Annotated in this window: 21 protein-coding genes, 1 tRNA gene and 1 pseudogene; 9 read left to right on the forward strand and 14 right to left on the reverse strand. The window is 70.9% G+C overall.

What is annotated here, in order from left to right:
* Positions 1-63 precede the first annotated feature (63 nt).
* Positions 64-963 carry an alpha/beta hydrolase-fold protein gene (locus tag LX14_RS03860; protein WP_253645950.1) on the forward strand — a complete coding sequence of 300 codons (900 nt, stop codon included), beginning with the start codon at positions 64-66 and terminating at the stop codon, positions 961-963.
* Between the two features lie 8 nt (positions 964-971).
* Here the strand turns inward: LX14_RS03860 and purD are convergent, their stop codons facing one another.
* The 3 genes from purD to LX14_RS03875 all read right to left on the reverse strand — a co-directional run bounded on the left by purD (position 972) and on the right by LX14_RS03875 (position 4,264).
* Positions 972-2,228: a phosphoribosylamine--glycine ligase gene (gene purD, locus LX14_RS03865; protein ID WP_253645951.1), complete on the reverse strand. Its 1,257-nt coding sequence runs from the start codon at positions 2,226-2,228 to the stop codon at positions 972-974.
* Positions 2,229-2,260: 32 nt separating this feature from the next.
* Positions 2,261-3,508 carry a low temperature requirement protein A gene (locus LX14_RS03870; RefSeq protein WP_253645952.1) on the reverse strand — a complete coding sequence of 416 codons (1,248 nt, stop codon included), beginning with the start codon at positions 3,506-3,508 and terminating at the stop codon, positions 2,261-2,263.
* A gap of 264 nt (positions 3,509-3,772) precedes the next feature.
* Positions 3,773-4,264, reverse strand: coding sequence for an FBP domain-containing protein (locus tag LX14_RS03875; protein WP_253645953.1), 492 nt, complete (start codon positions 4,262-4,264; stop codon positions 3,773-3,775).
* A gap of 168 nt (positions 4,265-4,432) precedes the next feature.
* Here LX14_RS03875 and LX14_RS03880 point away from each other — a divergent pair, with 168 nt between their 5' ends.
* A complete protein-coding gene (locus LX14_RS03880; protein ID WP_253645954.1) occupies positions 4,433-5,788 on the forward strand; it encodes a styrene monooxygenase/indole monooxygenase family protein in 1,356 nt (451 codons plus the stop codon).
* A gap of 73 nt (positions 5,789-5,861) precedes the next feature.
* On the opposite strand, the gene LX14_RS03885 is transcribed toward LX14_RS03880, so the two are convergent.
* Positions 5,862-7,016, reverse strand: coding sequence for an LLM class flavin-dependent oxidoreductase (locus LX14_RS03885; protein WP_253645955.1), 1,155 nt, complete (start codon positions 7,014-7,016; stop codon positions 5,862-5,864).
* Positions 7,017-7,149: 133 nt separating this feature from the next.
* Here LX14_RS03885 and LX14_RS03890 point away from each other — a divergent pair, with 133 nt between their 5' ends.
* From LX14_RS03890 to LX14_RS03900, 3 genes are read left to right on the forward strand one after another with little or no spacing between them, the layout of a single operon-like run.
* On the forward strand, positions 7,150-8,373 hold the full coding sequence (locus LX14_RS03890; protein ID WP_253645956.1) for an LLM class flavin-dependent oxidoreductase: 1,224 nt from the start codon (positions 7,150-7,152) through the stop codon (positions 8,371-8,373).
* Positions 8,370-9,716, forward strand: a complete 1,347-nt coding sequence (locus LX14_RS03895) for an NtaA/DmoA family FMN-dependent monooxygenase (RefSeq protein ID WP_253645957.1) — start codon at positions 8,370-8,372, stop codon at positions 9,714-9,716. Before LX14_RS03890 ends, LX14_RS03895 begins: the two co-directional genes overlap by 4 nt.
* 34 nt (positions 9,717-9,750) lie before the next feature.
* Positions 9,751-10,563: an alpha/beta fold hydrolase gene (locus tag LX14_RS03900; RefSeq protein WP_253645958.1), complete on the forward strand. Its 813-nt coding sequence runs from the start codon at positions 9,751-9,753 to the stop codon at positions 10,561-10,563.
* On the opposite strand, the gene LX14_RS03905 is transcribed toward LX14_RS03900, so the two are convergent.
* The 9 genes from LX14_RS03905 to LX14_RS03945 all read right to left on the reverse strand — a co-directional run bounded on the left by LX14_RS03905 (position 10,547) and on the right by LX14_RS03945 (position 19,951).
* A complete protein-coding gene (locus tag LX14_RS03905) occupies positions 10,547-12,676 on the reverse strand; it encodes a glycosyltransferase family 39 protein (RefSeq protein ID WP_253645959.1) in 2,130 nt (709 codons plus the stop codon). The genes LX14_RS03900 and LX14_RS03905 overlap by 17 nt on opposite strands.
* On the reverse strand, positions 12,673-13,980 hold the full coding sequence (locus LX14_RS03910; RefSeq protein WP_253645960.1) for a bifunctional glycosyltransferase family 2/GtrA family protein: 1,308 nt from the start codon (positions 13,978-13,980) through the stop codon (positions 12,673-12,675). Before LX14_RS03910 ends, LX14_RS03905 begins: the two co-directional genes overlap by 4 nt.
* Before the next feature lie 104 nt (positions 13,981-14,084).
* Positions 14,085-14,918, reverse strand: a complete 834-nt coding sequence (locus tag LX14_RS03915) for a hypothetical protein (protein WP_253645961.1) — start codon at positions 14,916-14,918, stop codon at positions 14,085-14,087.
* Between the two features lie 10 nt (positions 14,919-14,928).
* The gene (locus LX14_RS03920) at positions 14,929-15,354 is read right to left on the reverse strand and encodes an HIT family protein (RefSeq protein ID WP_253645962.1); all 426 of its coding nucleotides are present in this window, start codon (positions 15,352-15,354) and stop codon (positions 14,929-14,931) included.
* Positions 15,355-15,549: 195 nt separating this feature from the next.
* Positions 15,550-16,902, reverse strand: a complete 1,353-nt coding sequence (locus LX14_RS03925) for a sensor histidine kinase (protein ID WP_253647875.1) — start codon at positions 16,900-16,902, stop codon at positions 15,550-15,552.
* An 83-nt stretch (positions 16,903-16,985) separates the two neighbouring features.
* Positions 16,986-17,684, reverse strand: coding sequence for a response regulator transcription factor (locus tag LX14_RS03930; RefSeq protein ID WP_253645963.1), 699 nt, complete (start codon positions 17,682-17,684; stop codon positions 16,986-16,988).
* A gap of 98 nt (positions 17,685-17,782) precedes the next feature.
* Entirely contained in the window at positions 17,783-18,322 is a 540-nt protein-coding gene (locus LX14_RS20850; protein WP_253645964.1) for a methylated-DNA--[protein]-cysteine S-methyltransferase, read from the reverse strand.
* Positions 18,319-19,536, reverse strand: a complete 1,218-nt coding sequence (locus LX14_RS03940) for a winged helix DNA-binding domain-containing protein (RefSeq protein WP_253645965.1) — start codon at positions 19,534-19,536, stop codon at positions 18,319-18,321. Before LX14_RS03940 ends, LX14_RS20850 begins: the two co-directional genes overlap by 4 nt.
* A gap of 10 nt (positions 19,537-19,546) precedes the next feature.
* Entirely contained in the window at positions 19,547-19,951 is a 405-nt protein-coding gene (locus LX14_RS03945; RefSeq protein ID WP_253645966.1) for a RidA family protein, read from the reverse strand.
* A 78-nt stretch (positions 19,952-20,029) separates the two neighbouring features.
* On the opposite strand from LX14_RS03945, the gene LX14_RS03950 reads away from it, so the two are divergent.
* On the forward strand, positions 20,030-20,854 hold the full coding sequence (locus LX14_RS03950) for a formate/nitrite transporter family protein (protein ID WP_253645967.1): 825 nt from the start codon (positions 20,030-20,032) through the stop codon (positions 20,852-20,854).
* A 150-nt stretch (positions 20,855-21,004) separates the two neighbouring features.
* On the opposite strand, the gene LX14_RS03955 is transcribed toward LX14_RS03950, so the two are convergent.
* Positions 21,005-21,076, reverse strand: a tRNA-Thr gene (locus LX14_RS03955).
* A 9-nt stretch (positions 21,077-21,085) separates the two neighbouring features.
* On the opposite strand from LX14_RS03955, the pseudogene LX14_RS03960 reads away from it, so the two are divergent.
* From LX14_RS03960 to LX14_RS03970, 3 genes and pseudogenes are all read left to right on the forward strand, one after another.
* Positions 21,086-22,519: pseudogene (locus LX14_RS03960) on the forward strand (threonine/serine exporter family protein); the annotation flags it as partial.
* Between the two features lie 239 nt (positions 22,520-22,758).
* Complete coding sequence (locus LX14_RS03965) at positions 22,759-22,932, forward strand: hypothetical protein (protein WP_253645969.1); 174 nt, start codon at positions 22,759-22,761, stop codon at positions 22,930-22,932.
* Positions 22,933-22,998: 66 nt separating this feature from the next.
* Entirely contained in the window at positions 22,999-24,480 is a 1,482-nt protein-coding gene (locus tag LX14_RS03970; RefSeq protein ID WP_253647876.1) for an alpha,alpha-trehalose-phosphate synthase (UDP-forming), read from the forward strand.
* The last annotated feature ends 124 nt before the right edge of the window (positions 24,481-24,604 follow it).

Raw genomic sequence — 24,604 nt, forward strand, 5'->3', positions numbered from 1 at the left:
AGGGCTCGTCATCAGCCGAGACGGCGGTCGTCGCAGACCGCGGTCGTGTCGGGGAGAGAGGGCATGCGCGCAGTCGACCGTCGCACCGTTCTGGGTGCGGGAGCCGGATTGAGCGCACTGATCGCCCTCGGTGCATGCGCCCGGGACGACGACGCGCCGCGCAAGCAGGCCCAGACCCGCACCCAGGACGAGGTGTCGCCGGAGTCCACCGTGTCGACCGCCCCGAAGCCCGGCGACCCCGCCCTCGTCAGCGGGTCGTTCGTGTCGGCGAAGATGCTGGGCCGGCAGACGCGGTGGATCGTCGCGCGCCCACCCGGCGTCACGGGGGTGCTCCCCGTCGTGGTGGTGCTGCACGCGCTCAACACCGACGAGAAGACCGCGTTCATCAGCAGCCTGCAGATGCACCGCTACCTCGCACAGTCCGTCGCGGCGGGCACCGCGCCGTTCGCGCTCGCGGCCCCGGACACGGGCCGCAACTACTACCACCCGCGCGTCGACGGCACCGACGCCGCGGCGATGATCATCGACGAGTTCCTCCCGATGCTCGCCGCCGATCCCTCGTTGGGCCTGTCGACCGAGCGCATCGGCCTGTACGGGTGGTCGATGGGCGGGTACGGCGCGCTGCGCCTCGGCGCCATCCTCGGACCGCGTCGTGTCGTCGCCATCGCGGCGAGTTCGCCTGCGCTGTGGGGGGATCCGCGCTCGTTCCCGCCCCGCGCGTTCGACGGCGCGGAGGACTACGCCGCGAACTCGCTGTTCGGACAGCAGGCCGCGTTCACGCAGATCCCGCTGCTCATCGACGTCGGCGCGAGCGACCAGTTCTACCTCTATACCCGGCAGTGGATGGCGGGACTGCATCCGCCCGCCGCCTTCACCACCTCGCCGGGTGGCCACAACAACCGCTTCTGGCGCAGCGTCCTCCCGGACCAGATGGCGTTCCTGGGACGCAATCTCGCCACCTGAGCCGCGGTTCAGGGGATGGCGATCCGGCCCTCGAGCGCGGCGAGACCGATGTCGGTGCGGTGGTGCGCCCCGGCGAGGCGGATGCCGTCGACCCGCTCGTAGGCCGCAGCGCGTGCCCGCGCGAGGTCGTCGCCGACACCCACGACGGCGAGCACCCGGCCACCCGACGACACGACGACACCGTCGGCGTCGGTCGTGGTGCCGGCGTGCAGGACACCGGCCTGGTCGGCGCCGGTGATCGGATCCCCGGTGCGGGGCTTGCCCGGGTAGTTCTCGGCGGCGACGACGACGGTCACGGCCGCCCCGTCCCGCCATCGCAGGGGCTCGAGGCCGGCCAACGTGCCCGTCGCGGTGGCGTTCAGCGCCTCCCCCAGTGGGGATTCCAGCAGCGCCAGCACCGCCTGGGTCTCGGGATCACCGAAGCGACAGTTGAACTCGACGACGGCGGGTCCGTCGGCACCGATCGCCAACCCGGCGTACAGGAGGCCACTGAACGGGCATCCCCGCGAGACCATCTCCTGCGCAACAGGTCTGACGACCTCGTCGACGATGCGCCCGACCATGTCCTCGGGAAGCCAGGGCAACGGGGTGTAGGCACCCATCCCGCCGGTGTTGGGGCCCTGGTCGCCGTCGCCGACACGCTTGTGGTCCTGCGCCGGCAGCAGCGGGACGACGTCGGTGCCGTCCACGAGGCAGAACAGCGACACCTCGGGTCCGTCGAGGAACGACTCCAGCAGCACCGGATGTCCGGCCTCGAGGAGGTCGGCCGCGTGTGCCCGCGCCGCCGCCCGGTCCGGGGACACGACGACTCCCTTGCCGGCTGCGAGTCCGTCGTCCTTCACCACCCAGGTCGGTCCGAAGCGGTCGAGCGCGGCGTCGAGGTGCGCGGGGGTGTCGACGATCTCGCTGTGCGCCGTGCGCACCCCGGCGGCGGCCATCACGTCCTTGGCGAACGCCTTCGACCCCTCGATCCGCGCGGCGGCGGCACTCGGTCCGAAGGTGGCGATACCGGCGTCGCGCAGCGCGTCGGCGACGCCGAGCACCAGCGGCACCTCGGGGCCGATGACCACGAGGTCCGCGGCGACCTGCCGGGCCAGCGCGACGACGGCGTCGGCGGAGGCGACGTCCACGGCGTGGGTGGTCGCGAGCGCCCGGGTGCCAGCGTTGCCGGGTGCCACGTGCAGGTCGTCGACCCCAGGGTCGGCCGCCAGGCCGAGAAGTAACGCATGCTCACGTCCGCCGGACCCGATGACCAGAACTCGCACGGGGCAGGACTCTACCGTCGCCGTCGGCGACGTCAGGACGAGCGCAGGCGCACGAGCGCCTCCGCGCGGCGCCTGGTCCCGACAGCCTCGTCGACGGCCACGATCCCGACCGGGGCCACGGCCGCGATGACCAGCGCATACACCAGCGGCACCCCGGCGGCCGCGGCGGCGACGGCCACACCGAGGACGACGAGCCCGCCCAGCGTGAGCGCGGCGTTCAGGACGTCGAACTCGACCAGATACGAGTAGGTGAGCGTCAACATCACGAAGTACACGGCGAGCGGCACCGCGACGGCCGTGACCACGACGGCCGCCCCGACCTCGGAGTGGTACTCGATGTACAGGGCGGCGACGTGCAGACCGGCACCGACCGCGGCGATCGCCATGAACACGAGGATGTGGGAGTACCCCCAGACGAAGCACTTCGAGCGGTCCCGTTCGAGCGCGTCACCGGTGGGGACGACGAAGTAGATCCACCACAGCGAGAAGGTGATCGCGATGCCCGCGAGGCCGAGGACGACCGTCTGCACCGTCCACCCCTGTGCCGCGATCACCGACTGCAGCGCGACGGCGGTCCCGACGATCCCCTCCCCCAGGGTGATGATCGCCAGCAGCCCGTAGCGCTCGGCGATGTGGTGCGGGTGCCACGGTGTCGGCATGCGCCGTTCGGCGACGAACGGCCCGGCCAGCTCGACACCCACGAGGACGACGGTCGCGACGAGCGTCGGGACGAGCGCCATCTCGAGCACGATGACGACCACCCACCCGATCTGCGCGACGAGGATCGCCACGGCGTAGGTCAGGCACGTGCGCCGGTAGGTCTCGCTCTGCGTCGCGGCGCGCAACCACTGGACCATCATCGCCACCCGCATCACGACGTAACCCAGGACCATCACGCGGTTGTCGATGGTGGCGCCGGAGTCGACGGAGGAGAACACAGACGCGACACCGAGGGACAGGATGAGCACGCCACCCATCTGCACCATCGTCACCACGCGGAAGACCCAGTCGTCGGTGTCGAACGCGGAGGCGAACCAGGAGAAGTTGATCCACGCCCAGATCGTCGAGAACGACGCGAAGAGGAACCCGACGATCGCGGTCCGGTAGTGCCCCTCGGCGAGGTACTCGGCGACCTGGACACCCGCGACGGAGAACGCGACGACGAAGGTGAGGTCGAAGAAGAGCTCGAGGTCGGACGCCGTGCGACCGTCCTCGTGGTGGTCGCGACCGGTCATCCGGCGCAGTCGGTGCGCGACGGACGGCGTGGCGTCGACGGTCATGGGTCCTCCCGGTCACTGCCCGCCCGGTCGTCGGGGGCGGTGCTGTCGGTGACCGTATAGCGAGGGTTCGCGACCCGCGGACTCAGCCCGTGAGGACAGGCGCCTCCGGGTGCACGGCCGCAGCCGCGGCCGCCAGGGCGGAGACGTCGAGGCGGAGTGACCGACGCCAGCGCCGGATGCGGGACCAGCGGTGTCGGGACATGCCGTGGACTCTCGCGGGCGCTGCGTCCCGGGTCCAGGGTTGTGGTCACGCTGATCGCAGGGTCAGCCGACGACGCGGGCGACGAACGCCGCCATGTTCTCGCGCACCCGCGTCACCTTCGCCGCGATGTCGAGGTCCTCCTTGTACTGCTTGCCCAGCGACGGGGTCTTCGTCCCCCGCGCATAGGCCGAGCACGCGAGGTCGGCGCAGATGTAGGCCCCGACGGTGTCCCCGCGCCGCCCCGCCGGACCGGCCTTCGCCGCGGACATCAGCGCGACCCCGCCGGACGGGTGCGTCGTCAAACAGATGGTGCACATCTGGGCGCGTCGGGTACCGCCCGCCGCTCGGCGCAGCGCGATCCCGACGATCTCGTCGTCGACGCCGGGGGTCACGACGTAGCAGCGGCCCGCGTAGGTCGCGTCCGCCCAGCCGAGGAAGTCGAGGTTCTCGAAGTCCAGTGTCCCGAGGGCCGTCGGGACCGACAGACGCTTGGCGTCGCCCTTGGAGCAGTTGACGAACGACGACCGGATGTCGGCCTCGGAGACGGGGAGCATTGCCCGACCGTAGTCATCGGCCCGTGAGCCCGACAAAAGGTTTTCGTCGCCGCGCCCTCCCTTGTGCTCAGCGGACGCCTAACCCTTCACCTCTCGCCCCACCCTGAGCAGCGTGGCACCGGTCGAGAGACGTTCCGATCCACCACGAACTCCGGGCAGGAGCCACACATGACAGACACGACCCGATCGGCAGCCGTCGTCGGCGCCGGTATCGCCGGCACCACCGCAGCACTCGGACTGCGTGACGCCGGTTTCGACGTCACCCTCTACAGCGACCGCGACCGCGCCTCGCTCCGCGACGACGTACCACCGACCGGTACGGCGGTCCTGTTCGGCAAGTCGAAGGACTACGACGCGTCGATCATCGAGGACCTCTACTCCGTCGGGAACACGAGCGGCATCAGCGCGCGGCTGTACGCGGGCGACGGCGACGACCGGGCACAGGTCCTCGAGTTCAACCCCGACTTCCACTACGTCACCCAAGCCGTCGACGTGCGGCTGCGCTCCGACGACCGCATCGGCCGGTTCCTCGAGCGTGGCGGCCGGTTCGAGGTGCGCGCCATCGACGCCGCCGCCCTCGACGAGATCGCCGGCGCCCACGATCTGACGCTGGTCGCGACCGGCAAGGGCGGGCTCGCCCAGCTGTTCGGTGTCGACGAGTCCCGCACCGTCTACGACCGGCCGCAGCGCCACCTCCTGCAGATCGTCCTCAAGGGCCTCGACCAGGGCGAGGACGTGTTCGCCTACCGCAACCGTGAGGGCGGCAAGCACGACCTCTACAACCTCGACGCGGACAACGGTGAGGCGTGGCTCGGCCCGTACCTGCACAAGGACGAGGGCCTCACCTGGGCGTTCCTCGGATTCGCCAAGCCGGAGGGCCAGTGGGTCGACCGCTTCGCCGCCGCGACCGACCGCGAGTCGGCTCGGCAGATCGTGCTGGACCTCTACCGCGACTACTTCCCGCATGACCTCCCCGAGGTCGAGAAGCTGGAGATCGTGGAGTCCGACGAGAAGTCCTGGGCGAAGGGCGCGGTCACCCCGGTCGTGCGGAACTCCACGGCGACCACGGCGAGCGGTCACGTCGTCGCGGCGATCGGTGACACGGCGATCGCCGTCGACCCGGTGGCCGGACAGGGTGCACAGAACGCCCTCGTGCAGGTGTCGGAACTGGTGAGAGCCGCTGCCGCACACGAGGGGCCGTTCACCGCGGACTGGCTGTCGGAGCAGTTCGAGAAGTTCTGGGAGCTGCGCGGGCACGCCGCCGTCGAGGTGACACGCCTGTTCCTCGGCCACCCCGACTACGCCGAGCACCTCGAGCTGGCGTTCCCGGCCGCGGCGGTGAACACCGACATCGCGTCGGCGTTGTTCGGGCTGCTGTCGGACCCGAACCCGCTGCTGACGTTGAAGACCCGCGACGACATCCTGGGCTTCATCTCCGCGGTCGCCGGGGAGCCTGCCGAGGACGTGCTGGCGAAGTTCACCCCCGCCGGCGACTTCACCCGGGCGGAGCCGGTCCCGGCCTGAGCGGTCCCCGACGCACACCGCCCGCGACGATCCTTCGTCGCGGGCGGTGTCGTGTGCACAGGGTCGGGCTGGGTCAGGCCGGCAGACCCCACGCCTTGGCGAGGAGTTCGTAGGACCGGAAGCGGTCCTGCTCGTCGTGGGTGACGCTGGTGACGACGAGTTCGTCGGCACCGAGTCCCCGTGCGAGAGTCTGCAGTCCGTCGACGACGGTGTCGGGCGAACCCACGATCTGGGTCCGGATGCGGTCGGACACCACCGCCAGCTGATCGTCCGAGAGGGGGTGCGCCGACCGGGGATACGGCTGCGCGCCCTTGCCGGTGCGGATGTCGTGGACCCAGCCCCCGAAGCCCGCGGCGAGTTCCCGCGCGGTCTCGTCGTCGTCGGCGACGACGACGTCCGCCGAGGCGATGACATACGGCTCGGCGAGGTGTTCGGACGGTCGGAACGCCGCGCGGTACGCCTCCACCGCGTCGAGCGCCCCCGACGGGACGATGTGGTAGGCCGCGACGAACGGCAGACCGCGCTCGCCGGCGACACGTGCGCTCTGGCCGCCGCTGCTCCCCAGGATCCACACCGCCACATCGGCTTCGGCCGCCTGCCACGACCGCAGCGGGACCGGTGTGTCCGACGTCGGCGGCGCGACCGCGTAGGTGCCGTCCAGCAGCGACAGCACCGTGTCGACGGCGTCGTCGAAGTCGGGGATCTGTGCGCCGGGGAACACCAGTGCCTCCGTGGAGGCGGCGATCGTCGGCGAGCCCAGGAGTTCCTTCGGCAGCGGGAAGGGCGCAGGGATGAGGAGACCGTCGACGACGCGGTCCTCACGGGGCGGTCGCGGGGCCGTCGACGGTCCGGCGGGCGCGGCTGCCGTCGTCTCCGCGCGTCGCTGCACCGATCGACCGAGACCCAGATCGAGACGGCCTGGATGCAACGCGGCGATGGTGGCGAACGACTCGACGGCACCGACCGGCGTGCTGAACCCGATGAGCACGGCGGCCGAACCCACGCGGATCGTCGTCGTCCGCTCGGCGACCAGGGCGACGAGAGCCGCGGGCGATGCGCCCGCGACGGCGGCGAAGTGGTGCTCGGCGAGCCAGTACCGTGAGTAGCCCCACTGCTCGGCGGCGACCGCGAGATCGATGGTGGTGCGCAGGGCCTGCGTCGCGGATCCGCCCTCGGGGATCGGCGACAGGTCGAGCACGGACAGCGGTATCGGCGCGGCAGACGTCACCCGATCGTGTCTAGCGCGCACCCGGGGTCCGGCGCCCGGGTTGTGCTCAGGGTGATCGCATGTCGCCCGTCCGGGATCACCCGTGCCACCGTCGGGGTTCGCATCGATGGACGCGTCGACGACAGGAGTACCCGTGACCGTTTCGTCAGACCACATCCACCTGGTGGTCGCCCTGGAGGGCGCCGGGTGGCATCCGGCCGCGTGGCGTGAGGACACCGCCCGACCGGACGCACTCCTCGGTGCCCGCTACTGGGTGGACCTGGTCGCGACCGCCGAGCGCGCGGCGGTCGACGCCGTGACCATCGAGGACTCGTTCGGGCTGCGGCCGACGAAGCGACGCGATCTGGAACCCCGCACCGACCTGGTGTCCGGGCGTCTCGACGCCGTGCTGCTGGCCAACCGGATCGCTCCGACCACCAGCCACATCGGCTTCCTCCCCACCGCGGTGGTGACGCACACCGAGCCGTTCCACACCTCGAAGGCCATCGCGACCCTCGACCACGTCAGCGGGGGTCGGGCCGGTGTGCGACTGCAGGTCTCGGCGCGCCCGCACGAAGCCGCGCTGTTCGGACGTCGGGAGTTCCCCGCCGGCGCCGCGTCGGACCCCACCGACCCCGCGAACGCGGCGCTCGTCGGCGACCTGTTCCGTGAGGCGCACGACTACGCCGAGGTGCTGCGCCGACTGTGGGACTCGTGGGAGGACGACGCCGAGATCCGCGATGTGGCGACCGGCCGGTTCGTCGATCGGGACAAGCTGCACTACATCGACTTCGAGGGTGCGTGGTTCTCGGTGCGCGGCCCCTCCATCACGCCGCGATCGCCGCAGGGCCAACCGCTGATCGCCGCGCTCGGGCACCAGGCGGTGCCGTTCGAGTTCATCGGCGAGTCCGCCGACATCGGGTTCATCACGCCCGCCGACACCGACGAGGCAGCCGACATCGTCGCCGCGGTGGACGCCGCGCACCGGGCCGCCGACCGGAGCGAGCCGGTCCGCATCCTCGTCGACCTCGTCGTCGTGCTCGGGGACACCACCGAGCAGGCCCGCGACACCCTCGCGCGCCTCGACGACCGCTTCGGGTCGCCACTGCGCAGCGACGCGGAGATCGTCGCCGGGACGGCCACCGACGTCGCCGATCGCATCGTCGAACTGACCGCGGTGGACGGGATCTCGGGTCTCCGTCTTCGTCCGGCACGACTCCCCGACGACCTCACACGCATCGCCGAGGATCTCGTCCCCGAACTCCGGCGACGCGGTGTCTTCCGCGAGCAGTACGGCGAGAGTTCGCTCCGGGAGCGGTTCGGGCTGACACCGCGACCCGTCAACCGGTACGCCACGACAGGAGGCGCGTCAGCATGAGCAAGCAGGTCCACCTCGCCGCACACTTCCCCGGCGTGAACAACACCACCGTGTGGAGCGATCCCGCCGCGGGCAGCCACATCGACTTCTCCTCGTTCGTCCACTTCGCGCAGACCGCCGAGCGCGCCAAGATGGACTTCCTGTTCCTCGCCGAGGGCCTTCGGTTACGTGAGCAGAACGGGAGGATCTACGACCTCGACGTCGTCGGACGACCCGACACGTTCGCGATCCTCTCCGCTCTCGCCGCGGTGACCACCCATCTCGGGCTGGCCGGGACGATCAACTCCACGTTCAACGAACCCCTCGAGGTGGCACGGCAGTTCGCCACCCTCGACCATCTCAGCGACGGCCGCGCCGCGTGGAACGTCGTCACGTCGTGGGACGAGTTCACCGGCGAGAACTTCCGGCGCGGCGGGTACCTCCCGCAGAGCGAGCGGTACACGCGCGCACAGCAGTTCCTGCAGGTGGCGACCGAGTTGTGGGACTCGTGGCGCGACGACGACGTCGTCGCCGACAAGGAATCCGGGCAGTTCCTGGCCCGCCCGGACGTGGGTGCGTTCTCCCACACCGACTCCCAGTTCGACATCGCCGGCCAGTTCTCCGTCCCCCGCAGCCCACAGGGGCGCCCGGTGATCTTCCAGGCCGGCGACTCCGACGCCGGACGCGACTTCGCCGCGCAGCGCGCGGACGCGATCTTCTCGCGGCACGCCACCTACGACGAGGGCCGGGCGTTCTACGCCGACGTCAAGGGCCGTCTGCCCGGCTTCGGTCGCGCGCCCGAGGACCTGCTCATCCTCCCGGCCGCGACCTTCGTCCTGGGTGACACGGACTCCGACGCCGCCGACATCGCCCACGAGGTCCGGCTGCAGCAGGTCAGCGGCGCCACCGCCATCGCGTTCCTGGAACAGATGTGGAACCGCGATCTCTCCGACCACGACCCGGACGGCCCGCTGCCGTCCGTCGATCCCGTCCCCGGTGAGAACACCGTCGCGCGGGGGCGGGCCAGCGTGCGCCACCACCGGGACCCGGTAGAGGTGGCACAGGAGTGGCGGGCACTCGCCGAGTCGAAGAACCTCTCCACGCGCGAGCTGATCGTCGAGGTGACCAGCCGCCAGAACTTCGTCGGGTCGGCGCGCACCGTGGCCGACACGATCGAGAAGTTCGTCGCCGACGACGTCTCCGACGGCTTCATCCTCGTCCCGCACATCACGCCCGGCGGCCTCGACCGCTTCGCCGACGAGGTGATCCCGCTCCTGCAGGAGAAGGGCGTGTACCGGACCGAGTGGGAGGGCACCACGCTGCGCGACAACCTCGGGCTGACGGGCGCGCGCGTCGGCGGCTGACGGGACCGGTCCGGCGCACCGCTATCCTCCGCGCATGGATCTGCGGCATGACGTCATCGGTGACGGCCCCACCCTCGTCCTCGTCCACGGCGTCATCCACCGCCGACAGGCGTGGAAGCCCGTGGCAGACCTGCTCGCCCCCTACCGCCGGGTGGTGGTGGTCGATCTGCCGGGACACGGGGAGTCCGACGACTTCGAGCGGCCCGGTGCACAGCGCGTCGCGATGATGCTCGACGAACTCAGCGCGTTCGTGCAGGAGGTCGGCGACGGGACCGGTCCCGCACACATCGCGGGCAACTCGCTGGGCGGGTACCTGGCACTGAGTCTCGCCGCGCGCGGGGAGGTCGCGACGGCCACCGCGCTGTCACCGGCGGGGTTCTGGCGCAGTCCCTCCGAGCAGTCCCGCGCCATCGGCCGGTTCAAGGCCCTGCGGGCGGCCGCGTCGGTCATGGGTGACCGCGCCCCGTCGCTGTTCCGCAGTCGCGTCGTCCGGTACCCGTCGCTGGCCCCGTTCTTCGCCCATCCGAGTCGCGTGTCCTACGAGAACGCGGTCGTCGACGTGAACTCGTTGCGCAGCAACACCGCTCTGGACGACGGGATCGACTCGGAGTTCGTCTTCCCGCCCACCACCGACCCGACGGTGCCGGTCACCGTCGCCTGGGGCACCCGCGACCTGATCCTCCCGCACGGCCAGAGACACCGTGTGCAGGAACGTTTCCCGCAGGCCCGGGTGATCTCGGTCCCGGGTGTCGGCCACGTCCCCATGACCGACAACCCGGAACTGATCGCCGCTGTGCTCCTGGCGGGCAGCACGACGCCGGCCGCAGGCCCTACCGCGGATCGGTGAGGTCGTACAGGGTCACCGATCCGACGGTCCGCGCGGTGTAGGTCTTCTCCACCCATGCGGTGATGTCCGACGCGGTGCCGCGGGCGTTCATCCCGCCGCCGAACCCGCCACCGGCAATGAACCAGTGGATCTTCCCCTCGCGGACGTACTGCTGGAACTGCGCGAGGGTCGGCGACGGATCGCTGCCGTTGAACCCACCGATCGGCATCACCGGCTGCTGGGTCGCCAGCTGATACCCCGACGCCGAGTTGGAGCCGATGGCCGCGGCCATCCACGTGTAGCGGTCCGCGTCACGCTCGAGCAGCGCCGTCAGCTCCGCGGACGGGCGGGACCCCTCGAGCAGGCCGCCACCGGGGCCGCCCATCCCACCGAACCCGCCGGCCCGCGAACCGGTCGCGCCCGCCGCACCGGGCAGACCCGCCTGACCGGGCTGACCCTGCTGCGCACCGAACCGACCCGGTCCTGCCTGCCCGCCACCGAACTGACCGGCACCGGGCTGGCCTGCCCCGAACTGGCCGGGACCGCCACGTCCGCCGAAGCGACCCGGCCCACCGTGGCCGCCCGGGCCGAACCCGCCGGCCACGCGCGGTCCGGCACTGATAATCGAGCCGCTCACCGACGACGACACCGTGTCGACGGCGTAGGCCGCGGGCCCCGCGAGACCGAGGATCACCGCCAGGGCCGCACCGATCGCTGCCACGCGGGGGATCCTGGTCAGCACCACGGCGACCGCCGCGATCACCGCACCCACGAGGACGATCCACCGCAGCCACGGGACGAAGTCCGACGAGCGTCCGAGGAGGACGAAGGCCATCACGCCGGTCGCGACCACCGAAGCCGCGAGCACCGCCCGGACCCAGATGCGCTGTCGCTCAAGCCAGCACATCCACCCGGCGGTCCCGACCACCCCGGCGATCGCGGGTGCCAGCGCCACCGTGTAGTAGGCGTGGAAGATCCCCGACATGAAGCTGAACGTCAGGTAGGTGACCGCGAACCAGAGCAGCATCACGACGAGCAGCGCCCGGCGCAGGTCGGTGCGCGCGGCACGACCACAGATCACCAGCGCGGCGACACCCAGGATGACCGCGGCCGGGATGAGCCAGGCGATCTGGCCGCCCTGTTCCGGCTGGAACATCCGCCAGAACCCGGTCTCACCCCACATGCTGCCGCCGCGGCCACCCGGACCGCCCGCGGGGAACCCCGCGGCGCGGGCGAACTCGGCGAAGGCGGCGTTGTTGCGGCCACCGCCGGGCATCGTGCTGCCGGTCTCGTTGCCCGTGAGTCGCCCGAAGCCGTTGTAGCCGAACGTCAGTTCCAGGATCGAGTTGTGTTGTGAGCCGCCGATGTAGGGACGCGAGTCCTTCGGCCACAGGGTGACCGCCAGGACCCACCACCCCGCCGCGACGACGAGTGCCACACCGGCGGCGAGGAGATGTCCGATGCGCTTGACCCAGGAGTGCTGCCCGAACGCGAGGTACGCGATCGCGAGTGGTGGGATCACGAGGAACACCTGGAGCTGCTTGGTGAGGAACCCGAACCCCACGAAGGCACCCGTGAGCACCATCCATCGGATGCGGCCGTCGTCGATGCCGCGCAGCGTCGCCCACACCGCGCCCAGCATCAGCAGGACGAGCAGCGCGTCGGGGTTGTCGAACCGGAACATCAACGCCGCCACGGGGGTCAGGGCGAGGGCGAGTCCGGCGAGCAGGCCCGCCTGCCACCCGACGTACCGCCGCACGATCGCGGACAGCAGCGCGACCGATGCGACACCCATGAGAGCCTGGGGCACCAGGATCGACCAGGAGTTCAGACCGAAGACCCGCACCGCGATGCCCGGGATCCACAGGGACATCGGCGGTTTGTCGACGGTGATGGAGTTGGCCGCGTCCGACGACCCGAAGAACCACGCCTTCCAGGACACAGAGCCGGCCTGGATCGCCGCGGAGTAGAAGGAGTTCGCCCAACCGTTGGCCGACAACCCCCACAGGTAGAGGACCGCCGTCCCCGTCAGGAGCAGACCGAGACCCCAGCGGTCGGGTCGGGCGACACGTCGGCCTCCCGGCGAGACCGGCTGCGGGACGTCGGTCCTGGTGGTGTCGACTGTGCTGGTCACCGGGCCACCTCGGCGGGGGCGTCGGCGTCGTCGGAGGTCTCGCCGCGGAACACCCACCGCAGCGCGACGAACCGTGTCACCGTTGCGACGAGGTTGGCGAGCACGAGGACCGCGAGCTGCACGTGCTTCGACGCGCCGGGCGCTGTCGTCTCGAGGACCCACAGCGACCCGGAGGTGAGCGCCCAGCCGAAGACGAACACCACGAAGCCCTGCATGTGGTGTCGCGCTGCGCCGTCGCGTCCCTTCACGCCGAAGGTGAAGGCGCGGTTGGCCGCGGTGTTGAACACGGCGGTGACGAGCAGGGCGACGAAGTTCGCGGCCTGCGCCCCCATCATCGGGTGCAGCAGCAGGTACAGGACGGCGAACGCGACGGTCGAGATCACGCCGATCAGCGCGAAGCGGACCAGCTGACCGACCATCCCCCGCGGGACGCCCGCGACCTGAGGGTCGTCGAATCGGTTGCGTCCCAGTGAGCGTCGCAGATCGGCCACGGGGAGATCGCCCTTCGCCAGGGCGCGTCCCACACGCCAGCAGCCGCGCAGGTCCTTCAGCGCGGTGTCGACGATGTCGACCTTGGAGTTCGGGTCGTCGACCCAGTCGACCGGGACCTCGGCGATGCGCAGGCCGACCCGCTCGGCGAGCACCAGCAGTTCGGTGTCGAAGAACCACCCGGTGTCCGCGACGTAGGGCAGCAGGGCTTTCGCGACGTCGGTCCGCACGGCCTTGAAGCCGCACTGGGCGTCGGAGAACTTCGCCCCCATCGTGGTGCGCAGGATCAGGTTGTAGCTGCGGGAGATGAACTCCCGCTTGGCGCCGCGGACGACCCGCGACGACCGCGACAGCCGCGACCCGATCGCGACGTCGGAGTGCCCCGACAGCAGCGGGGCGACGAGCGGCATGAGCGCGTTGAGGTCGGTCGAGAGGTCGACGTCGCAGTAGGCGACGACGGTGGCGTCGCTTGCCCGCCACGTCGCGTTGAGTGCGCGACCGCGCCCCTTCTCCGCGAGATGGACGACGCGGACGCAGTCCATGGTCTGGGCGAGTTCGACCGCGACGGCGAGGGTCGAGTCGGTGCTCGCGTTGTCGGCGATGGTGATCCGCGCCGAGTACGGGACGCGCGTCCGCAGGTGCTCGGCGAGCCGCTCGACACAGGACGCGAGGTCGGTCTCCTCGTTGTAGACCGGCACCACGACGTCGAGCGCCGGGGTCCTCGGGGTGCGGTCGACCACGACCGTCATCTCGGGGTCGCCGGCCCCCTCCGGACGTCCTGCGCCCCGGGACCGGTCCATGGTGTCTGCTGTCATGACGCAGACTCTCGTGCGCTCCACTGTCGTGGCTCTGCGCGCAGACTGTCAGATTGCTGTGAGCGGGCGCGGTGCCGGATCCGTGCAGGTCGGGCGACTGCCGTTCAGGAGCTGCCGGCGAAGAACAGTTGCAGGGCCGGCGCCGGATCCAGGGCGGTCCCGACGTTCGCCACGACGATGACCGCGAGCAGTGCCGCGGCGACGGCGAACACGACGGTCGACGCCGCGGCGAGTGGCCGGAGCGCGGTGCCGCGGGCGGCCCGGCGCGCTGCGCGTCCGACCGCGACCGTGAGTACGGCCAGGCCGAGCACGACGACACCCAGACAGATCGCGAGCACTGCGTGGTAGCGCCCGAAGTCCCGGACCAGTGCACCGATCGCGGGATCCTCGGCACCGTCGGCGACACCTGCGCTCGCCGCGGCGCGCACGCCGGACAGATCGTCGTCGGCGCGGGCGCGGGGCAGCAGGCTCAGGGCCGACGACGCAGGGGCGAGTGCGCCCTGGACGTTCGCGACGACCACCACCATCGCGGCCACCGCGGTCGATGCGACCAGGCCACCCGTCGCGGCCCATCGCGCGCGGTCGAGTCGGGTGGACGCGGTGCCGGCAGATCGCGACAGCCCACGACCGAGGAGTGCGAGTGCACCGACCGCGACCAGGCCGAACACGACCTTCACCCAGTGGTAGTGCGCCCAGTAGTCGGTGAGATCCCCGAAGGCACCGGTCATCGCGGCCGAGTGCCGACCGAGGAAGTCGGCGACCCCGACGCGCGCGGCGTCGCCGAGCCCTCGCCCGTCGCCGATGCCTGCGTCGTACGGGTCGCCGGCGATCAGAGTCGGTGCGACGACGAACCCGACGCCACCGACGACCGCTGTCGCCGCCCACACCCAGCTCGCACGGTGAGGTCGCGATCTCGATGCGTCGACGGTGTGTGTCATCGTCGTCGGCTCAGTCCGCGGTGTGCGCGGACTCGCCCGCCGCGCGCAGGGCCGCGCGGATCTTCTCGGCGGCGTCGTCGAGGGCCGCCGGATCGGGGTCCTTCTCGGCCTGGGCGAGGTCGAAGGTTTCCAGCGAGTGCGCCGGGAAGACGTGGATGTGCAGGTGCGGGACCTCGAGCCCGGCGATGAGCAGACCCATCCGCGGGGCGTCGAACGCGTCGCGGGTGGCGCGACCGACGGTCTGGGCGACCGTGGTGAGGTGCGCGAACACACCGGGGTCGACCTGCTCCCAGTGGTCGATCTCCTCGCGGGGGACCACCAGCACGTGCCCCGGGGTGACCGGGTTGATGGTGAGGAAGGCGACGGCGGTGTCGTCCTTCCACACGAAACGTCCGGGTATGTCGCCGTTGATGATCATGCTGAACACCGATGCCATGCGCCGATCGTAGGCCCGGGGTCCCCTGATGCCCTGTCCGGCTGACGCGACGTGTCAACCGCCCACTCGACGTCTCCAACCGCCCACTCGACGTCTTCAAACGCCCACTCGACGTCTTCAAACGCCCAGTCGACGTCTTCAACCGCCCACTCGACGGGTTGCGACGGGGGTGCGACGGAGCCGGGCCGACGCGCCTCAGTCCTCCCGGGGCAGACGCACCCGGAAGGTGGCACCGCCGCCGGGGGTGTCGACGACCTCGACGGTGCCGTCGTGGGCGTCGACGATGGCCGCGACGATCGACAACCCGAGTCCGCTGCCGCCCGCGGCGCCACCGCGGAATCGCGAGGTGTCCCCGCGGAAGAAGCGTTCGAACACGCGGTGACGGTCCTCCGGACCCAACCCCGGGCCGGTGTCGACCACCTCGATGATCGCCGAGGTGTCGTCGGTCCCCACCCGGGCGACGATCGCCGCCTCGTCGGGCGTGTGCCGGATCGCGTTGGCGAGCAGGTTGCTCAGCACCTGCGTCAGCCGGGGCGCGTCGCCGACGACCATCGGCACCCCGGGCCCGTCGATCACCTCGAGGGCGATGTCTCGCTGCGGTGCCGTCGCGCGGGCACTGTGCACGGCGTCGGACGCCAGGGACAGCAGGTCCACCTGTGCCCGCTCGAGCGGTCGCTGCGCGTCGAGGCGGGCCAGCATCAGCAGCTCCTCCACCAACAGCCCCATCCGCTGCGCCTCGTGTTCGATCCGCGACATCAACTGGTCGGGATCGGTCATCGCACCCTGGCGGTAGAGCTCGGAGAACCCGCGGATCGAGGTCAACGGCGTCCGCAGTTCGTGGCTGGCGTCGGCGACGAACCTGCGCATGAGGTCCTCGGACGCGCGGGCCTGCTCCTCCGATGCCGCTGTCGCCGCGAACGCCCCCTGGATCTGGTGCAGCATCGCGTTCAGGGACATGGCGAGGCTGCCGACCTCGGTGTTCGGCGCCGATTCCGGGACGCGGTGGTCGAGGTCGCCGCCGGCGATCTTCTCCGCCGTCTCCTCGACCCGACGCAGCGGCCGCAGGCTGGTGCGGACCAACACGTACCCCAGGCCCCCGACGACCACCATCACCGCGAGGCCGATGCCGAGTTGCAGCCAGATGAGGCGCTGCACGGTGTCGTCGACGTCGGTGAGCTTGATCGCGACCACCGACGTGCCGAAGGAGTTCACGGTCTTCACCACCCGCCATCGGGTCGACGAGCCGTCGGCCGATCCGACCGTCTGCGGGTCGTCGCCGATCCGGGAGAGGTCGTCGACGGCCGGATCCCCGCCGACGTCGTTGATGGTGAACGGGGCGCTGTCGGAGCGGATGATCCGCACCCAGTACGGCGACGGCGGTCTCCGTTCGTCCTGCGGCGGCCCGATGCGGTCGTTGCCGCGGGGCCGTGCCCAGCTGTCCGCGGCACCGACGAGCCCGTTGTCGGTGCGGTCGACGAGCCGGTTCTCCATCGCCGACGTCACCGACACCCCGGACACCAGGAGCCCGACCGCGAGGACGACGACCATCAGCGCCACCAGCGACACGCGCAGGGGTACGCCCCGACGACGCCGTGGGACGGCCGCCGGAGGTGTCACGAGCGCTGCGGCGGTCACCGGGGTTCGCGCATCACATATCCCACGCCCCGCAGGGTGTGGATGAGTCGCTTCTCCCCCGTGTCGACCTTGCGCCGCAGGTAGGACACATACGACTCGACGACGTTGACCTCGCCGCCGAAGTCGTAGTTCCAGACGTGGTCGAGGATGCGCGGCTTCGACAGGACCGTGCCGGCGTTGATCATGAAGTAGCGCAGCAGCGTGAACTCCGTCGGCGAGAGCGCGACCAGTTCACCGTTCTTCCACACCTCGTGGGTGTCGTCGTCGAGTTCGATGTCGGCGAACGTGATCCGGCTGGGCTCGGGTTCCTTCTCGCCGAAACCGCTGCGCCGCAAAATCACCCGGAGACGTGCCACGACCTCCTCGAGACTGAACGGCTTGGTGACGTAGTCGTCGCCGCCGATGGTCAGGCCGGTGATCTTGTCCTCCATCGAGTCCCGGGCGGTGAGGAACAGCGCCGGGGCCTCGACGCCGTCGGCCCGGAGCCTGCGCAGCAGACCGAACCCGTCCATCCCGGGCATCATCACGTCGAGCACGAGGGCATCGGGGCGGAAGCTGCGCGCCTTGTCGATCGCGGCGGGCCCGTTCGCCGCCGTCGCGACGTCGAAGTTCTGGAACTTCAGCGACACCGACAGCAGTTCGAGGATGTTGGGCTCGTCGTCGACGACGAGGACGCGGGCACCGGAATCAGACATGCTGCCACCTTCCGACGCCGTGCTGGGTCGAGCCTGCGAGAAACCTGGACGATCCCTGTGAACGCTCACCAGCGTCGCACGTGCCGCCGGGCGGGTGCTCAGAACAGCGTCGGCTCGCCGAACCCGACCACGCCCTCGGCGGCGAGGATGGCGCGCTTGGTCGCGACGCCGCCGGGTGCGGAGAAGCCCCCGATCTCGGTGCCGGCACCGAGCACGCGATGGCACGGCACCACGATGGGGAACGGGTTGCGTCCCATCGCGCGACCGACGGCCTGTGCGGCGCCGGGCGCACCGACGAGTGCCGCCACCTCGCCGTAGGTCGCGACCCTCCCGCGGGGGATGGACCGCAGCACCCGGTACACGCGGCTGTCGAAGTCGGGGAGGTCGTCGTCGGCCAGGACGACGTCGTCGAGCGTGACGTCGTCACCCCGCAGCAACGCCGCCATCCGGTCGGCGATCTCGACGATCCGCGCGGGTGGTGTCGCCACCGGCGCGCCGAGGTGGGCCACGACGCTGGCGGCGTCGGTGTCGGGCAGGGCCGCCGCCGTCACGCGGGCCTCGTCGTCCCACGCCACACCGCACGGTCCGAGGACGGTGTCGACGACATGACACCCGACCGTCCCTCTCGCTCCGGTCACCGCGCCACGTCCTTCATGAACGGTGCGGGATATCCGGGCGTCGCCTTCACCTCGCCCAGCCAGGTCCCGAGGGCGTCGGCACGACGCGTCAGCTGTGCGACGACCCGCTTCGGCAGCTTCTCGAGCAGGTGGAGTCCGACCCCACCGTCGTCGCGGCGGTACCAGCCGCCGACGATCCGACCGTCCCACCACGCCGTCTGTCCACCGTTGCCGTTGCGGTCGAAGACGTGCGCGGCGTGCGGCGCGAGGTACCAGTCGCGCTGCTTCCAGCCCATCGTCGTCGGATCGAGTTCGGGGAGCAGGAACCCCTCGGCGGTCACCGGCTCCACGGGGTCGACGTCGTCGGACAGGACGTACCCGAGCGCCCACTCGTCGGCGCCGACCGCCACGTCGACCTCGACGACGTCGAGCTCGGCGATCGCCGCGCGCACAGCGGCTTTCGTGGAACCCAGCCACCACACGATGTCGGTCTCGGTGCCGGGACCGAACGCACGCAACCACTTCCGGACGAGCGCCACGTGCCCCTCCGCCACGGTGCCCGTCTGCGGCGGGCCGCCGAGCCACGCGTCCATCGCCGACCACCGCGGACGCGACACGTGCCACCCACCGGTGTTGACGCCCCGCACGATCTCGCCTGCCGCACTCATCATGTTGAGGACACGCGGCGCCATCGGGATGGAGCCGCCCCAGCTCTTGTCGACGGCGATGGACACCCGCCCGTCGAGCTCCGGCAGTCGCTCCCGCAGCTCGGCCGAGGTCGCGTCACCCCCGTCGGCGAGGTGCGCGCGGACGGCCGCGGCGGCGGTGTCGATCCACCCCTCCGGGTCGGGGAAGTCGGGACTGCGCCGTAGGTCCCGGAGCATGTTGGTGCGTTCGGAGGCGGACACCCTGGGCCCCACGGCCGCGATGGCGTCGGCGAGGGTGTCACGGTCGAGCACGAACGCGGTCCTGCGCATGCAGAGGTGCCGCACCAGCGACCGGTCCTCGTAGAGCGCCTGCTGGAGATGGGCCGGGGTGACCCCGTCGACGCGAGCCCAGGCGGCGAGGTACACCGTCGGCGGGCAGGTGGCGTGCAGCGCGACGAGATCGCGCGCGAGCCGACCCACCGCCGCGGGATCGGAGGCGTCGAGTCGGGTCGAGGAGACCAGGTGATGCCGCGCCAGCATCCGTGCACGCCGCTGCGCGACGTCGATGCGGGGTCGCGCGGTGGACATCAGGCGCAGGTCACGATGCCGGCGGGAGCGCCGCGACCGCCTCGATCTCGACGAGTTGCTCGTCGTGGGCGAGCACCGTGACCCCGAGCAGCGATGCGACCGGCTTGTGATCGCCGAAGGCGGCGGCGACCGCGTCCCACGCCACCGACAGATCGGCCTGGAGACTCTCGGCGACGTAGACGGTCACCTTCGCGACGTCGGACAGGGCGGCGCCCGCGTCACGCAGTGCCACCTCGAGGTTGGCCATGCACTGGCGCGCCTGCGCCTGCACGTCGCCGGGGGCGACGGTGGCGCCGTCGGCGTCGATCGGGGCGGCGCCGGCGGTGAAGACCACCGAGCCGGGGGACGCGACGGCGATGTGCGACCACCCGCCGTCGAACAGCGAATCGGACGCAGCGAGACGGAGGTGCGACATGTCCGCATCCTACGTCCGCGCGACGAGCCCCTCCCGACGCCCGTATCGTCGACAAATGACGAATCCGCGACGCCCACGGTGAGCGACGACCGCACCCGACGCGAGGTCGGCAGCAACGACGGGCCCCTCGAGAACGAGCTCGAACGCAGCTTCTCCACCGTCGTGACCGAGGGTGCCGAACGCCTGCACCGCACCCTGCGCACGGTGCTCATCACGGGGCTGTTCGGCGGCATCGAGGTGGGCATCGGCGTGATGGCGATGCTCGCGGTCCTGCACGAGACCGGCAACCACCTGCTCGCCGGGCTCGCGTTCTCCATCGGGCTCATCGCCATCTACCTCGCCCACAGCGAGTTGTTCACCGAGGACTTCCTCATGCCGATCGCCGCGGTGGTGGGCCGCGACGGCCGGGTCCGCGACCTGGTCAAGCTGTGGGTCGGGACGCTCTCGGCCAACCTCGTCGGCGGCTGGGTGATCATGGTGATCGTCACCCAGGCCTTCCCCGAGTGGTCGTCGACGCTGTCGGAGTCGGCCCATCACTTCGTCGACGCCCCCCTGGACTGGCAGTCGGTGTGTCTGGCGGTCCTGGGCGGATCGACCATGACGCTGCTGACCCGGATGCAGCAGGGCACCGACTCCCCCGTCGCGAAACTCGTGGCGTGCGTGGGTGCCGCGTTCCTGCTCGCCGGACTCCAGCTGTTCCACTCTGTCCTCGACTCGCTGCTGGTGTTCGGCGCGATCGTCTCCGGCGCCGATGTCGGCTACGGCGACTGGCTGTCGTGGTTCTGGTACACCGTGCTGCTCAACATCGCCGGCGGGATCGTGTTGGTGACCGCCCTGCGGCTGCTCCGCACCCAGGAACTGATGCGCGAGGAGCGTCAGGACTCGCGCCATTCGGAGGTCTGACCCGGGTCTGATGTCGTGAAGCAGATCACCCGCGCGAGGAGCTGTCGTCGGGAACCCGCGCGGGCCACGAACCGTTGCGGTCAGGTGGGTTTCGCCGATGGCACACCGGGACATACGGTGTGCGCGAGAGCGGGCCTCGAGGGCCATGAGAGCCCCCTGTCGGGTTTGAACCGACGACCGCTCGCTTACAAGGCGAGTGCTCTACCACTGAGCTAAGGAGGCGTGGGCAGCGTGCGTGAGTATATCGGCAGGATGATGCGGCCATTGGCCGGATCCCGCCGGGCGACGATCGACACCATCGAGCCGCTCACCTCCGCGCTCTCCCCCCGCCAACCCGTCGACCTCACCGACGACGGCGCGGTCACCGAGGTGCTCGACCTCGCCATCAAGGTCGGGTCCGTCCTGCTCGACTCCGGCACCGGCGCGATCGACACCCAGACCCAGATCCGTTTCGTCGCAGGCATGTTCGGTGTCGAGCGGTGCGAGGTCGACGTCACCTACAACACGATCGTCGTCAGCGCGCGGCGTGGTTCGGCGCTGCCGCCGGTGACCGCGATGCGCACCGTGCACTACCGCTCCCTCGACTTCACCCGGCTGGCGCAGGTGGACCGCCTCATCCGCAAGATCCGCGGGCTGGCCGTCACACCGTCGGAGGCGCACGCGGTCATCGACGAGATCGTCGCCGCGCCGCACCCCTACCGACGGTGGATCGCGACGGTGGCGTGGTCGACGTTGGCCGCCTCGCTGGCCGTCGCCTTCGGTGGTGGGGTCTGGGTGGCCGTGGTCGCGTTCCTCACCACGGCCGTCATCGACCGCGTCAACCGCGTGCTGAACACCTACGGGACACCCATCTTCTTCCAGCAGCTCACCGGTGGCTTCATCGCGGTCATCCCGGCCGCGGTGGTGTTCCGGTACTCGGCGAGTCTCGGGGTCTCCGTGGCACCCACGCTGGTCATCGCGGCGGGCGTCACCGTGCTGCTGTCGGGGTTGTCGCTGGTGGGCTCGGTGCAGGACGCCATCACCGGCGCGCCCATCACCGGGGTCGCCCGGTTCTTCGAGCTGCTCATCATGACCGGCGGCATCATCGCGGGCGTCTCCATGGCCATCCGGCTGCTCGAGGCGACCGGCATCCTGCTGCCCACGATCACCAGCACGACGTCGCTCGGGTTCTCCGACGCGCCCGCGCAGGTCGCCGGTGGTGGTGTCGCGGCGATGGCGTTCGCGCTCGCCAGCTACGCCGAGCAGCGGGCACTGCCGGTCGCGTTCTTCGCCGGCGTCCTGGGCACCGCGGTGACCGCCGTCGCCGCGCTCGTCGGCATCGGCAGCGTGATCGCCTCAGGGGTCGCCGCGGTCGCGGTCGGGTTCCTCGGTGGTCTGCTCGCCCGCCGCGCCCTCACCCCGCCCCTGGTCGTCGCGGTCGCCGGGATCACCCCGCTGCTCCCGGGTCTCGCGGTCTACCGCGGTCTGTACGGCGTCCTCAACGATCAGACGCTCGACGGCTTCACCGCACTCGCCGCCGCGCTCGGCACCGGTGCCGCGCTGGCCGCGGGCGTCACCTTCGGCGAGTTCCTGGCCCGCACGCTGCGGCGTCCGCGCATCACCTCCCGTCCGACGCGTGCTCTGCTGACGGCGCGGTCCGCGCTGCGTCCGAAGAGGTTCACCCGCCTCGATCCCGCGACCCGCCAACCGGACACCGCCGCCCCGGTCCTGCACACCGACCACCTCATCGAGGTGCACACCGGCGCGCTGAGCGGCATCCGTGAGCGACTCGACGCGGACATGGCCGCGCACGAGCACTCACCCCGTCCACCGCAGGCCACACCCGCCCCGGCAGAACCCGTACCGGCGTCCCAGCGGCACCGGCGGTCGCCGGGAGTGCCCCGTGACCGAGTAAAGTGACGCTCATGCCTGGGAAGACGACCGACAAGACCGACCTCGTCGACGACGACCTCGAGGCGGTCGCGGAACAGACCGCCAGTGCGGCGCGTCGGGTCGTCGCGACCTTCGCGACCGACGCCGAGGAGTGCCGCATGCTGCTGTCGATGCTCGGCATCGCGCACGCAGCCGGCGACAACTGATTCGTGACCACGGCCGGCACATCCACCCCTGATCCGACGGCTCCGAGCGACCACACCTCGGCCGAGATGGACATCCCCGCCGAGGTGGCGCAGACGGCTGATTTCGTCGTCGTCGCCAACCGGCTTCCCGTCGACAAGGAGACCCTCCCGGACGGGACGGTGCGCTGGAAGCGCAGCCCGGGCGGCCTCGTCACCGCGCTCGAGCCGATCCTGCGGTCGCAGACCGGGGCCTGGGTGGGCTGGTCCGGAGTCCCCGATTCGGCCGACAATCCCGTCGTCGACGGCTTGCAGCTGGTCTCGGTGCCGCTCTCCGCGCAGGAGATCAACGAGTACTACGAGGGCTTCTCCAACGCGACCCTGTGGCCGCTGTACCACGACGTGCTGGTGAAACCGGAGTACCACCGCGAATGGTGGAACTCCTATGTCGAGGTCAACCGGCGCTTCGCCGAGGCCGCGTCGACCGTCGCCTCCGAGGGCGCGATGGTGTGGGTGCAGGACTACCAGCTGCAGCTGGTGCCGAAGATGCTCCGGATGCTGCGCCCGGACCTGAAGATCGGCTTCTTCCTGCACATCCCGTTCCCCCCGGTCGAGCTGTTCATGCAGCTGCCGTGGCGCACGGAGATCGTGGAGGGCCTCCTCGGGGCCGACCTCATCGGCTTCCACCTCCCCGGCGGCGCCCAGAACTTCCTCTACCTCGCGCGACGCCTCGCCGGGCAGGCGACGTCGAAGGGATCCGTCGGCGTCCGCGCCAAGTTCGGCGTCGTGCAGGTCGGTTTCCGACACGTCCGTGTGGGCGCGTTCCCCATCTCGATCGACTCCGGTGCGCTCGACGCGACATCGAGGTCGAAGAAGATCCGCGACCGCGCCGCCGAGCTGCGCCGTGATCTGGGCAACCCGAAGACGATCATGTTGGGCGTCGACCGCCTCGACTACACCAAGGGCATCGACGTGCGCCTGATCGCGCTGTCGGAGCTGTTGGCCGAGGGACGCGTCGACCCCCGCGACACCGTGATGATCCAGCTGGCCACCCCGAGCCGCGAGCGCGTCGACAGCTACATCAAGATGCGCGCCGGGATCGAGCAGCTCGTCGGCAACATCAACGGCACCCACGGCGAGGTCGCCCACCAGGTCGTGCAGTACCTGCACCGGCCGGTCGAACGCGACGAACTGATCGCGTTCTTCGTCGCCGCCGACGTGATGTTGGTGACGCCGTTGCGCGACGGCATGAACCTGGTCGCCAAGGAGTACGTGGCGTGCCGCAGCGACCTCGGCGGCGCCCTGGTCCTCAGCGAGTTCACCGGCGCCGCGGCGGAGCTGCGCTCGGCGTATCAGGCGAACCCGTACGACCTCGACGGGGTGAAGGACGCCATCGTGAGCGCGGTGGCGCAGACCCCCGACGAGGGTCGTCGCCGGATGCGCGCTCTGCGCCGACAGGTCCTCGCCCACGACGTCAGCCGCTGGGCGGAGAGTTTCCTCGGCGCCCTGGCCGCGGCCAACGACGTCGCGACGGGCGAGAACCGCAGCGTCGACCTCGTCGAAGACGACTAGTCGCGCGAGTCGAAGACGACTGGTCGCGCGAGTCGACGACGACTGGTCAGGCGAGTCGACGGCGACTGTATTTCTGTGCGACGTCTCCGATTGGGCCCGGCACGCGCGCGGGTCCTAGACTTTC

Source organism: Williamsia deligens (genome assembly GCF_024171765.1).
GTDB classification, from domain to species: domain Bacteria; phylum Actinomycetota; class Actinomycetes; order Mycobacteriales; family Mycobacteriaceae; genus Williamsia_A; species Williamsia_A deligens.

Coding starts and splice junctions, on each gene's coding strand:
- LX14_RS03860 (WP_253645950.1), top strand. CDS start 64: ATGCGCGCAGTCGACCGTCGCACCGTTCTGGGTGCGGGAGCCGGATTG.
- LX14_RS03870 (WP_253645952.1), bottom strand. CDS start 3,508: ATGACCGTCGACGCCACGCCGTCCGTCGCGCACCGACTGCGCCGGATG.
- LX14_RS03875 (WP_253645953.1), bottom strand. CDS start 4,264: ATGCTCCCCGTCTCCGAGGCCGACATCCGGTCGTCGTTCGTCAACTGC.
- LX14_RS03880 (WP_253645954.1), top strand. CDS start 4,433: ATGACAGACACGACCCGATCGGCAGCCGTCGTCGGCGCCGGTATCGCC.
- LX14_RS03895 (WP_253645957.1), top strand. CDS start 8,370: ATGAGCAAGCAGGTCCACCTCGCCGCACACTTCCCCGGCGTGAACAAC.
- LX14_RS03900 (WP_253645958.1), top strand. CDS start 9,751: ATGGATCTGCGGCATGACGTCATCGGTGACGGCCCCACCCTCGTCCTC.
- LX14_RS03910 (WP_253645960.1), bottom strand. CDS start 13,980: ATGACAGCAGACACCATGGACCGGTCCCGGGGCGCAGGACGTCCGGAG.
- LX14_RS03915 (WP_253645961.1), bottom strand. CDS start 14,918: ATGACACACACCGTCGACGCATCGAGATCGCGACCTCACCGTGCGAGC.
- LX14_RS03920 (WP_253645962.1), bottom strand. CDS start 15,354: ATGGCATCGGTGTTCAGCATGATCATCAACGGCGACATACCCGGACGT.
- LX14_RS03925 (WP_253647875.1), bottom strand. CDS start 16,902: ATGGTCGTCGTCCTCGCGGTCGGGCTCCTGGTGTCCGGGGTGTCGGTG.
- LX14_RS03930 (WP_253645963.1), bottom strand. CDS start 17,684: ATGTCTGATTCCGGTGCCCGCGTCCTCGTCGTCGACGACGAGCCCAAC.
- LX14_RS03940 (WP_253645965.1), bottom strand. CDS start 19,536: ATGTCCACCGCGCGACCCCGCATCGACGTCGCGCAGCGGCGTGCACGG.
- LX14_RS03945 (WP_253645966.1), bottom strand. CDS start 19,951: ATGTCGCACCTCCGTCTCGCTGCGTCCGATTCGCTGTTCGACGGCGGG.
- LX14_RS03965 (WP_253645969.1), top strand. CDS start 22,759: ATGCCTGGGAAGACGACCGACAAGACCGACCTCGTCGACGACGACCTC.
- LX14_RS03970 (WP_253647876.1), top strand. CDS start 22,999: ATGGACATCCCCGCCGAGGTGGCGCAGACGGCTGATTTCGTCGTCGTC.